The sequence below is a fragment of the Photorhabdus namnaonensis genome, from assembly GCF_001684335.1.
Classification (GTDB): Bacteria; Pseudomonadota; Gammaproteobacteria; order Enterobacterales; family Enterobacteriaceae; genus Photorhabdus; species Photorhabdus namnaonensis.
This window is the reverse complement of record NZ_LOIC01000080.1, coordinates 44,147-55,702: the sequence shown is the minus strand read 5'-3', so window position 1 is coordinate 55,702 and position 11,556 is coordinate 44,147. Positions and strand designations below refer to the sequence as shown.

Sequence of the window (11,556 nt, the reverse complement as noted above, 5' to 3'; positions counted from 1 at the left end):
CAACAAACAGTTTGTCTTTTTCTTGTTGACTGAGCTGATTAAACAACGCGTTTTGCCGCTCACCGGCCAGCGAAAAATCCTTTTCTGTCTCCTGATTTAACTCAGGAATTAAGTAGAGTTTTGTGGTGTTATCCAATATTTTTTCAGCAACACCCGTTATAAGAGAGGCATTCCGGGCGGAAATCAGCCATTCCGGGCAACTGTTGGCTTGAAAGAAATGAACCACTTTACCGTGATGCAGATAAATTTCTTTACTGGCTGTCGCCTGTTTAATTACCTGCATAATCGGTGACGGCGACAACAACTTCATCACTGCCCAGTCGTACCCCGCCGGCGCCCAATAATTGAAAAAAACATTATCCATATCCTGCTCAAATGGCACAGCAGGGATGACATCATCTTCATTAACATGACGATAGTGGATAATAGAAGACAATTCCTCTACCGCACTACGGGTTAATGTCCGCGGCATCCCGTAACTGTAGAGACAAGGACTGTGTTCTTTCAGTTGTGCGCTGTGCAATAATGCCAGCGCTCCTCCGAGACTGTGCCCACAAATAAATAACTTCCCTTTCTTAGCCAAATCCAAGATATCACTGAATACTTCTTTCTTTTTATCACTGGGGACTATTAACTCTCCAACCAAATTAAATGCCTCCCAGAACCCTTTGTGCACTTTACCACTGTGGATAAACCCACTACACAGAGATTTGTCATCATCGCAGCTTAAAGCCAACGGCTGGAAAGTGGCATCAGTCAGATAATTATCCAGACTAGCGGTTCCCCGCCAACTAACAATCACATCTTTCTTACTGGCGGCATAAAACAGTTTGGTATCACCCTGCTTGTTGTTCCCCGCTTGTGAATCAATAAACTCCACCCGGGCATAACGTTCACTAAACGGCACATCGTAAACGACAGGTGTTGCCGACAATGCTTCCACTTTATAGGGCAATTTTGAAACATCCACCATTTGCCGGTTAAAAAAGTGTTTCACAGAGCCTGCTACATTGACATCCCCGTCAGCATAGGCCAGCACGCTCATCAAACACTGATTATAAGCATTCACAATGGAATACTCTTTTTGATGATGTAGCAGCAGAATCCAAGCCCGGAATGGACATACCTCCAGAACATGCCGACAGTTGAGCGGACGGGAATAAAGCCCTTTGGGTTCCGGATCTGGGAAATGATAGGGAGGTGGAATTTTTTTGGGATCATTCCAATCGTCTAACGCTGGCAACCCATCACTGATCTGCCCAATAGTCACATAGCGATATTGATGGCCTTCGGCTTCTGCTTTTGGCTTCACCACTGAAAATTCTTCTCCCCGTTTTTCCCGCAACGGGCGCTGTTCCATCTCATCGGCCAACGATTGGGCATGGATATACAATGTCACCGGATGAGCTGACAGGTCTTCTTCCCTGAGCACCCCGAAACCATCCGTCTTTCCTTTGCGCACATAATTCGGTAGCCCCTTGCTTATCAGGCTATAAGGCATATTAACCAAGGGTTTCCCCTGTTCATCCACCAATTGAAATTCCACCCAGTGTTTCAACAGCCTACAATCGAAACATTCTCGCGGATCTAATGTACTCATCAGTGTTGTTTCCTTTGCTTATTATTACAGATAGGCTCACAGCCCGAACATCATGTGTTGAAAATTCCACAAGATTTCCCCGCCCGGCTATCAATCACCTTCATCAGCATCAATATCCTGTCAGGAATAGCCGTGATTGATTGCGTCACTAAGGAAACAAGATAGTAAAAATCCTATTACCACAGATAAGAAACACCGCTTATGCCGTGAGTAATAGCAAACTGAACGACAGGAAGACGAAATGTATCCCTATCGATTAATCCCTTTGAATAAGGGAACAGGAGTTGGAAGGTCCTTCATATTGTCCATATGACAGAACTCAAGTTATGATTATTAAATCATCACCAAATAGCAAGAAAAAATTTCCACTTTTTTCATTTACAAAAAGTAAACTTTGTAACAAAGTGTTACAAATTCAATAATGATTAAGTTATTGTAAATATAATGGCGGATGCAATGACAAAAATAACTCATCCCCAAAATAGCAGTCTACGATGTATGAAACCATTTGGCCTTTACTGATTTTCCACTCAATGATCATGACTCTAAACATTCAACATATTAATTTTTAATTAAAAATACCTTTATTACCATTTATCAAGCGACCAATAACATCATCTATTTGAAGGATTAGCCTCATCTGTGTTACATCACAGCCCGTTAGGTGTCTTATACCCAACAGGTGCAGAACCATGATAGAAGCGGTATGTTCTTATTATCATCTCCTGACTTCGCTGTATCGAATGTAGAACTCATAACATCCTCTGTTTTTAAGGTATTGTTTTTAAAGTATTGTGACTATCGCGGTTTAATAAATTTCTTTTATCTTTAACTGTGATATACAAGTGATTGGTTATTAAGCATCATCGATATATCAAATCTGCCAACCACTTGTTTTCCTGATGGTTGATTAATCACGCCCACTATCTGAAACTTTAATTTCCATTTATACAATCTCAAAAATTACCAAAGCGTTTGCATTAATGACATCACGATAAATCGCTTTCCTTGCCTGTTTAGTGATAAGGTCTTTTGGTTGTTGCCATAACTTAAATTTTCTTAACGATTAACACCATCTAAGGAGTTAAAATATGAGCAGTTACACTTCCGCAATTAACCAAAAGACCCCCTCGATTAGGGTATTAGATAACAGGAAATTAAATGTCCGTACTTTAGAATATCTACGCATTCAAGCTGATGAAAACAGTGATGAATTAATTACGCTCTATGAGTTCAATATTCCGGGATTTCAGGTAAAAAGTACCGATCCTCGTAAGAATAAAAACCAAAGCGGTCCGAACTTGATTCGCGTCTTTAATCTTACTGGTCAGGTTTTACGTGAAGAAAGTGTTGATGCCGGTCGAACGATTAACCTCAATGATATTGAAGGTCGCCCGGTGTTGATCATCAATGCAACCGGCATCCGCCAAAACCATCGTTATGAAGACAACACCCTTCCCGGTCGTCTGCTCGCTATCACCGAACAAGTACAGGCAGGAGAGAAAACGACCGAACGTCTTATCTGGGCCGGCAATACGCCGCAAGAAAAAGATTACAACCTTGCCGGTCAGTGTGTCCGCCATTACGATACCGCAGGACTTACTCAACTCAATAGCCTTTCTCTGGCTGGCGTCGTGCTATCACAATCTCAACAACTGCTTGTCGATAACCAGGATGCTGATTGGACAGGGGAAGACCAGAGTCTGTGGCAGCAAAAACTGAGCGGTGATGTCTATACCACCCAAAATAAAGTCGATGCCACCGGGGCTTTATTGACCCAGACCGATGCTAAAGGCAACACCCAGCGTCTGGCCTACGACGTAGCCGGGCAGCTAAAAGGCTGTTGGTTGACGCTCAAAGGTCAAGCTGAACAAGTGATTATCAAATCGCTGACCTACTCCGCCGCCGGACAAAAATTACGCGAAGAGCACGGTAACGGCGTTATCACTGAATACAGCTATGAACCAGAAACCCAACGGCTTATCGGTATTACCACCCGCCGTCCGTCAGACGCCAAAGTGTTGCAAGACTTACGCTATCAATATGATCCGGTAGGCAATGTCATCAATATCCGTAATGATGCGGAAGCCACCCGCTTTTGGCGCAATCAGAAAGTGGTCCCGGAGAATAACTATACCTACGATTCCCTGTATCAGCTCATCAGTGCCACCGGGCGTGAAATGGCTAATATAGGTCAGCAAAGTAACCAACTGCCCTCCCCTGCGCTACCTTCTGACAGCAATTCTTACACTAACTATACTCGCAGCTACAGCTATGATCACAGCGGTAATCTGACGCAAATTCGGCACAGTTCACCGGCTACCCAGAACAACTACACCGTGGCTATCACCCTCTCAAACCGCAGCAATCGAGGTGTTCTCAGTACGCTGACCACCGATCCTAATCAAGTGGATACGTTATTTGATGCCGGTGGTCACCAAACCAGTTTATTACCCGGCCAGACGCTTATCTGGACACCACGAGGAGAGTTAAAGCAGGTGAATAATGGCCCGGGAAATGAGTGGTACCGCTACGACAGCAACGGCATGAGGCAACTGAAAGTGAGTGAACAGCCAACCCAGAATACTACGCAGCAACAACGGGTAATCTATTTGCCGGGGCTGGAACTACGCATAACCCAGAGCAACGCTACAACAACGGAAGAGTTACACGTTATCACACTCGGTGAAGCCGGTCGCGCACAGGTACGGGTGTTGCATTGGGAGAGCGGTAAGCCAGAAGGTGTCAACGATAATCAACTACGCTACAGCTACGATAATCTGATCGGTTCCAGCCAACTTGAACTGGACAATCAAGGGCAGATTATCAGTGAGGAAGAGTATTATCCATTTGGCGGGACAGCGCTGTGGGCAGCGAGCGGCCAAATAGAAGCCAGCTATAAAACGATTCGCTATTCCGGCAAAGAGCGGGACGCCACCGGTCTGTATTATTACGGCTACCGTTATTACCAACCGTGGGCGGGCAGATGGTTAAGCGCGGACCCGGCAGGAACCATTGATGGGCTAAATCTATACCGAATGGTAAGAAATAATCCTGTGAGTTTACAGGATGAAAATGGATTAGCGCCAGAAAGAGGAAAATATACCAAAGAGGTGAATTTCTTTGATGAATTAAAATTTAAATTGGCCGCTAAAAATTCACATGTTGTTAAATGGAACGAGAAAGAGAGCAGTTATACAAAGAATAAATCATTGAAAGTGGTTCGTGTCGGTGACTCCGATCCATCGGGTTATTTGTTAAGCCATGAAGAGTTCCTAAAAGGTATAGAAAAAAGCCAAATAATATATAGCCGGCTTGAAGAAAACAGCACCCTTTCGGAAAAATCAAAAACAAATCTTTCTTTAGGATCTGAAATATCCGGTTATATGGCAAGAACCATACAAGATACGATATCAGAGTATGCCGAAGAGCATAGGTATAGAAGCAATCACCCTGATTTCTATTCAGAAACCAACTTTTTTGCTTTAATGGATAAAAGTGAAAAAAATGATTATTCCGGTGAAAGAAAAATTTATGCGGCAATGGAGGTGAAGATATATCATGATTTAAAAAATAAACAATCAGAATTACATGTCAACTATGCACTCGCTCACCCCTATACTCAATTGAGTAATGAAGAAAGAACGCAGCTACAAGCAACAGAACCCGATGTTGCAATCAATAGAGAATACAATTTTAAAGGCGTTGGTAAGTTCCTGACAATGAAAGCCATTAAAAAATCATTGAAAGGCCAGAAGATCAATAAGATATCAACAGACGCTATTAATATTCGCTCTGCCGCTATCGCTGAAAATTTAGGAATGCGGAGAGCTTCATAAATTTGGTAATAGAACTTTAAATAGAAGCTAACTGTACTAGCTCAGACCCGAGCTAGTACAACTCCGGTGACTTCCCCCCGCAGTAAAGAGAGTTTACGGCGGTTTTTGCTAACAACTCTGCATACTCGGATTCACTTGCGTCCGAATTTTGATGATTTTTGTTCTATCTGACTATGGCTTGTTTAGTCTCACAACATGGTGTCACTTTGGCACATTCATTGAATTTTGTTAAAAACAATGTTAGACTAACCAATGAAACAAACTTAGCGTTTCACCAAATAATATGTTCCGCTAGCTCCAAATAAATAATGTAAACGAGTAGTGGATATCTATAGTGAACTAAAGAACTAATAACCGCAATGCGGTAGGAGTAAGGCTTATGGCCACATTAGCAAATGAAAGAATCACCACAAGGGTGAGTTCAGAGATCAAGGAGTTACTTGAAAGAGCGTTATCACTATCAGGGTATGCCAGTTTGAATAGCTTTATTGCCAATGCTGCTGTAGCAGAGGCAAAAAGACTCATTGAACAAAATATGCGTATTCAATTGTGTCAAGAAGATGCATTGGCGTTTGTTCATGCATTGGAAAAACCAATCAAGGTAAACGAACGTTTCCTTCGTGCTGCTCGTAGACATAAAGAAACAATAAAAAATGAAGATAGAACGTCTAGATAAAAACAAACACGATAGAAATAATTTTAACTGTGGTGAACCCGCACTAAACAACTACTTGAAGGCAGTATCGGGACAACATGATAAAAAGGACTTATCAAGAACATTCGTCCTTACAAGTAGTCAAAATGGATCTCAAATAAAGGGATACTATTCCCTAGCACTATGCACGGTAGAGCTAGACGAACTACCAGAGAAAATATCGAAAAAGTACCCTTCTACACTACATTGCGCACTTATTGGTCGCCTAGCTATAAGTAAGTCATTTCAACGCCAAGGGTTTGGTGAAATCTTGCTTATAGATGCAATTCGAAAAGCTATAGAGTCGTCACAATCTATTCCTACCCCGATGATTATCGTCGATGCAAAGAACGACATAGCCAAAAAACTGTATATGAACGTAGGGTTTGAGGAGTTTCCTCAGACAAAGAGCAAACTGTTCATGTCTATGGCTGTTGCAATGGAAATGATAAAAAGAGTAGATGCGATGTAACATCTCATTTACTGAATGCGGCTAACGTTCCCTCTGAATGAAAACTCAGAGGGAACGCTTTCACTAATTACAATACATCAATCGCGTTCAATTCTTTGAATGCCTGTTCCAGACGGGCAATCATAGAAACCTGACCGGCACGCAGCCATACCCGTGGATCGTAGAATTTTTTATTAGGTTTATCCGCGCCTTCTGGATTGCCTAATTGGCCTTGCAGATAGCCTTCGTTCTTTTTGTAATAATTCAGGATGCCTTCCCAAGCCGCCCATTGGGTGTCAGTGTCGATATTCATTTTAACAACACCATAGCTGACCGCTTCTTTGATCTCTTCCGCGGTAGAACCGGAACCACCGTGGAAAACAAAATCCAGGCTGTTATGCGGCAGATTGAATTTCTCAGAAACATAGTCTTGAGAGTTACGCAAAATTTTTGGCGTCAGTTTAACGTTACCCGGCTTATAAACACCATGAACGTTGCCGAAAGAAGCCGCAATAGTGAAACGTGGGCTGATAGCATTCAGTTTCTCATAAGCATAAGCCACATCTTCCGGTTGCGTGTACAACGCGGAGCTATCCATATGGCTGTTATCAACCCCATCTTCTTCCCCACCAGTACAACCCAACTCGATTTCCAGCGTCATATCGATTTTCGCCATGCGAGCCAAATATTTGCTGCAAATCTCAATATTCTCTTCCAGAGATTCTTCTGACAGATCGATCATGTGAGAAGAGAATAACGGTTTACCCGTCGCTGCATAATGTTTTTCACCCGCGTCTAACAAGCCATCAATCCACGGCAGCAATTTACGCGCACAGTGGTCAGTATGCAGGATCACAGGAACACCATAATGTTCAGCCATCTGATGAACATGGCGAGCACCAGAAATTGAACCCAGAATAGCCGCTTGTTGACCTTCAACTTTCAAACCTTTACCGGCAATAAAAGCAGCGCCGCCGTTAGAGAACTGAATGATCACGGGAGAACGAACTTTGGCCGCGGTTTCCAGTACGGCATTGATTGAATCAGTACCTACACAGTTGACCGCCGGTAAAGCAAAGTTGTTTTCTTTGGCTATAGCGAACACTTTTTGAACATCATCACCAGTGATGACACCCGGTTTTACGAAATCAAAAATTTTAGACATGTTACGTGGGTCCTGTTTAGAGCGGGTAGCCAACCAACCAGCCGCTACCCGTCATGACTTAATTACTGTTTTGCACGTTCTTCCAACATCACAACCGCAGGCAGTTTTTTCCCTTCCACGAACTCGAGGAAAGCGCCACCACCCGTAGAGATATAAGAAATTTTGTCAGCAATACCGAACAGGTCGATCGCTGCCAGCGTATCGCCGCCGCCGGCGATAGAGAAGGCATCACTATCGGCAATGGCGCGCGCGACAATTTCAGTTCCTTGACGGAAATTAGGGAATTCAAATACACCAACCGGGCCATTCCATAGGATCGTTTTGGCGTTTTTCAGGATATCCGCCAGCCGTTGAGCGGATTCATCTCCCAAATCGAGGATCTGCTCATCATCTTTAATATCACTGGTAGATTTCAAGGTTGCTTCGGCCATTTCAGAGAATTCTGTTGCCACACGAACATCGGTTGGCACCGGAATATCACAGCTTATCAGCAATTTTTTCGCTTCCGGGATCAAATCATCCTCATAGAGAGAACGGCCGACATTGTGGCCTTCCGCAGCAACAAACGTATTCGCGATACCACCGCCAACAATCAGTTGGTCGGCAATTTTAGACAGCGTATCCAGAACGGTCAGCTTGGTTGAAACTTTGGAACCACCAACAATAGCTACCATTGGACGAGCCGGATTATCCAACGCTTTACCTAATGCCTCTAATTCCCCGAACAATAAAGGACCGGCACAAGCAACAGGAGCAAACTTAGCCACGCTGTGAGTCGAAGCCTGGGCACGATGAGCGGTACCGAATGCATCCATGACATAAATATCACACAGGGAAGCATATTTTTTAGCCAAGGTTTCGTCGTCTTTCTTTTCACCTTTATTAAAGCGAACGTTCTCCAGCACGACCAATTCACCTTCTGAAACTTCCACGCCTTCCAGATACTCTTTTTCCAGTCGAACAGGGGAGGATAATTTCTCTTTTAGATAGTCTACTACTGGTTTCAGCGAGAATTCTTCGTTGTATTCGCCTTCATTCGGGCGGCCAAGGTGAGAAGTGATCATGACCTTGGCGCCCTGTTTCAATGCTGCTTCGATGGTTGGCAAGGAGGCACGGATACGCGCATCAGAGGTGACTTTGCCATCTTTTACCGGAACGTTCAGGTCAGCGCGGATCAAAACACGCTTACCCGCCAGATCTAAATCGGTCATCTTAATTACAGACATGGTGAATCCTCTTATTGATTCTCTAAATTATTTAATCTTGCGCCGTGTGCAAATCTATTATGGCCGTCTATCAACAACAGATCATTTGAAACCCGTAGCAGCCATTGCTAACGTTGTATCTAACATTCGGTTAGCAAATCCCCACTCATTATCACACCAAACTAATGTCTTAATCAGGTGTTGCCCACTAACCCGCGTTTGTGTGCCATCAACAATCGCGCTGTGGGGATCGTGGTTAAAATCCGTTGAGACTAACGGCAATTCGGTATAATCAACTATACCACGAAATGAAGTAGCTGCTGATTTTTGCATTAATTCGTTGATTTTTTTAACAGTTACTGAAGATTTTACCGTAACGCTCAAATCAATAGCCGTAACGTTAATCGTTGGTACGCGCACCGAGATAGCTTCAAAACGGTCACAGAACTTTGGAAAAATCCGGGTTATCCCTGCGGCCAACTTGGTATCCACCGGAATGATAGATTGACTGGCTGCCCGAGTACGCCGTAAATCTTTGTGATAAGCATCAATCACCGGCTGGTCATTCATTGAGGCATGAATGGTTGTCACTGTGCCCGATTCAATCTCAAATTCATCATCCAATAATTTAATGACGGGAATAATGCAATTAGTGGTACAGGAAGCATTGGACACAATGCGATCTTTTGCTGTCAATAAATGCTGATTTACACCATAGACCACCGTCGCATCTAAATCATTGCCCCCCGGATGAGCAAACAGCACTTTTTTGGCGCCACTGGCAAGATGCGCCTCGCCATCGGCTCGGCTGCCATAAATCCCACTGCAATCAAGAACAATATCAATTCCCAGCTCTTGCCAAGGCAACGTCGATATATCAGGTTGATGAAATAGGCGAATATTATCATCACCAACCTGCAACAAATCATTATTCAGACGCACATCCCAAGCAAAACGGCCATGACTGGAGTCATATTTCAGCAAGTGAGCGATTCCTTCAGCATCTGCCAGCTCATTAACAGCAATAACCGCAATTTCAGCCCGGCGCCCAGACTCGTAAAGAGCACGTAAAATACTGCGCCCTATTCTGCCAAAACCGTTTATTGCTACCTTGATTGTCATGTTACTCCCTGAATATAGTTATTACCACCCAACCGCTTAGAATAACCGACTCAATCACGGATGTACTGATTGCTTATCACAAAATTATCAAAACCGTGCATAGAAAACCGCTTTAGACAACAGAATGAAACGATTCAGCTACAAATAACGAGGTTACGGGAAAAGGAGATTGATAGCAAGCAATAGTAAAAAGTGGTCAACCTTCGAATTAAAGACCGTTGCTCATATTCATCGGCCCCAAGCAAGTAGAAAGAAACAATCCCGTCGTTATTTACTCACAACTGCGACATTGATCATCAATACCATTTGTTGAAACATTGACATTCAATCTCAATAAATGGAAACTGGTTGTCGTTTTTTTGAGGAACTAAGGAAAAGGAAGTAAATCGTGTCAACCGAGGAAACTTCGGCGTTTGAGGTATTCACTGAGATCACATTAGCGGTATTTCGGCTCAATGCCCTGCTGCTATCCAAAGGGGATCAGCTCGTTGCTCCGTTGGGAATCACGAGTGCGAGATGGCAAGTACTCGGTGCGATTGCGCATGCGCCACATCCACCTACCGCGCCTCAGATTGCCGCCGCAATGGGTATCACGCGCCAAGGCGTGCAAAAGCAATTGAATCTCGGGCTAAGTTCAGGGATGGTGAGAACCCTCACTAATCCTCGCCATGAACGCTCACCACTTTATCAACTGACCGAGCTTGGTTGGCGTACTTTTGACGCGGCGATATCGCTGGAAGCTAAGTGGGTCGGATCACTGATGCAATCCTCTGATCCTAACAAGTTAAAAGTGACATTAAACATCTTGATCAGCTTAGAAACGAAGCTGGGAGAGTCACCGGTACCAAATGGCACTACAGATTCGGTTGTTAATAACGATAAAGAATTACCAAACAGTTAAACGAAATACAATGTGGAAACGGATAAATGTGGAAACTGAATGAGTGGAAACAGCACGCATTGGTGGAACGCAATTGTCTCTACGTTGACATATTGCCGTCAAAAGCCGCGTAAATCACGCGACTCGGCAGGACAGTAATACAAACATAAATATAAACACATAATTTTCAGGAGATAGAAATGGTCAAACTAGAAGAAATGGACACCCACGTAACCCTGCGGGAACAATTATTTTCAAACACCGACGGCTCCATAGTGCTGGTGAATATATTTCATGTTGATCCCTCAATGGCTGACACCCTAATAGAAACCTGGCAGGAAGACGCAGAATATTTCCGGTCTAAGGTAGGGCTGATTTCCGCACAATTACATCGCGGAATCGCCGGCAGCGGCACATTCATGAACTATGCTATTTGGGAGAATCTGGAGCGTTTCCGCGCCGCATTCACAGATCCTGAATTCAAGGAGAAACTCGCCAAGTATCCTGATGGGATTGTCGGTTCGCCTCACGTGTTCCAAAAAGTCGCCGTTCCTGGAATTTGCGTGGCATAAGCCAAGGAAAACTGTCACGATCTATCTT

Annotated in this window: 9 protein-coding genes; 5 read left to right on the top strand and 4 right to left on the bottom strand. The window is 43.8% G+C overall.

Annotation, left to right across the window (positions count from 1 at the left end; all coding sequences use genetic code 11):
• The coding region (locus tag Phpb_RS16060) for a lipase family protein (RefSeq protein WP_240492581.1) at nt 1-1,600 on the bottom strand (1,600 nt) is incomplete at its 3' end.
• Between the two features lie 1,091 nt (nt 1,601-2,691).
• Between Phpb_RS16060 and Phpb_RS16055 the strand changes: the two genes are divergently transcribed.
• The 3 genes from Phpb_RS16055 to Phpb_RS16045 all read left to right on the top strand — a co-directional run bounded on the left by Phpb_RS16055 (nt 2,692) and on the right by Phpb_RS16045 (nt 6,605).
• Nucleotides 2,692-5,439 carry an RHS repeat protein gene (locus Phpb_RS16055; protein ID WP_065391217.1) on the top strand — a complete coding sequence of 916 codons (2,748 nt, stop codon included), beginning with the start codon at nt 2,692-2,694 and terminating at the stop codon, nt 5,437-5,439.
• Nucleotides 5,440-5,818: 379 nt separating this feature from the next.
• A complete protein-coding gene (locus Phpb_RS16050) occupies nt 5,819-6,115 on the top strand; it encodes a type II toxin-antitoxin system TacA family antitoxin (RefSeq protein WP_036808074.1) in 297 nt (98 codons plus the stop codon).
• Complete coding sequence (locus tag Phpb_RS16045; protein ID WP_036808078.1) at nt 6,093-6,605, top strand: GNAT family N-acetyltransferase; 513 nt, start codon at nt 6,093-6,095, stop codon at nt 6,603-6,605. The genes Phpb_RS16050 and Phpb_RS16045 overlap by 23 nt, the downstream gene beginning before the upstream one ends.
• A 67-nt stretch (nt 6,606-6,672) precedes the next feature.
• Here the strand turns inward: Phpb_RS16045 and fbaA are convergent, their stop codons facing one another.
• From fbaA to epd, 3 genes are all read right to left on the bottom strand, one after another.
• The gene (gene fbaA, locus Phpb_RS16040) at nt 6,673-7,749 is read right to left on the bottom strand and encodes a class II fructose-bisphosphate aldolase (RefSeq protein WP_065391216.1); all 1,077 of its coding nucleotides are present in this window, start codon (nt 7,747-7,749) and stop codon (nt 6,673-6,675) included.
• A gap of 62 nt (nt 7,750-7,811) precedes the next feature.
• The gene (gene pgk, locus Phpb_RS16035) at nt 7,812-8,975 is read right to left on the bottom strand and encodes a phosphoglycerate kinase (RefSeq protein ID WP_065391215.1); all 1,164 of its coding nucleotides are present in this window, start codon (nt 8,973-8,975) and stop codon (nt 7,812-7,814) included.
• An 81-nt stretch (nt 8,976-9,056) separates the two neighbouring features.
• Nucleotides 9,057-10,076 carry an erythrose-4-phosphate dehydrogenase gene (gene epd, locus Phpb_RS16030; RefSeq protein WP_065391214.1) on the bottom strand — a complete coding sequence of 340 codons (1,020 nt, stop codon included), beginning with the start codon at nt 10,074-10,076 and terminating at the stop codon, nt 9,057-9,059.
• Between the two features lie 388 nt (nt 10,077-10,464).
• On the opposite strand from epd, the gene Phpb_RS16025 reads away from it, so the two are divergent.
• Together Phpb_RS16025 and Phpb_RS16020 are read left to right on the top strand one after the other, a co-directional pair.
• Nucleotides 10,465-10,977: a MarR family winged helix-turn-helix transcriptional regulator gene (locus Phpb_RS16025; RefSeq protein ID WP_065391213.1), complete on the top strand. Its 513-nt coding sequence runs from the start codon at nt 10,465-10,467 to the stop codon at nt 10,975-10,977.
• A 179-nt stretch (nt 10,978-11,156) separates the two neighbouring features.
• Nucleotides 11,157-11,528: an antibiotic biosynthesis monooxygenase family protein gene (locus Phpb_RS16020; protein ID WP_065391212.1), complete on the top strand. Its 372-nt coding sequence runs from the start codon at nt 11,157-11,159 to the stop codon at nt 11,526-11,528.
• Nucleotides 11,529-11,556 lie beyond the last annotated feature (28 nt).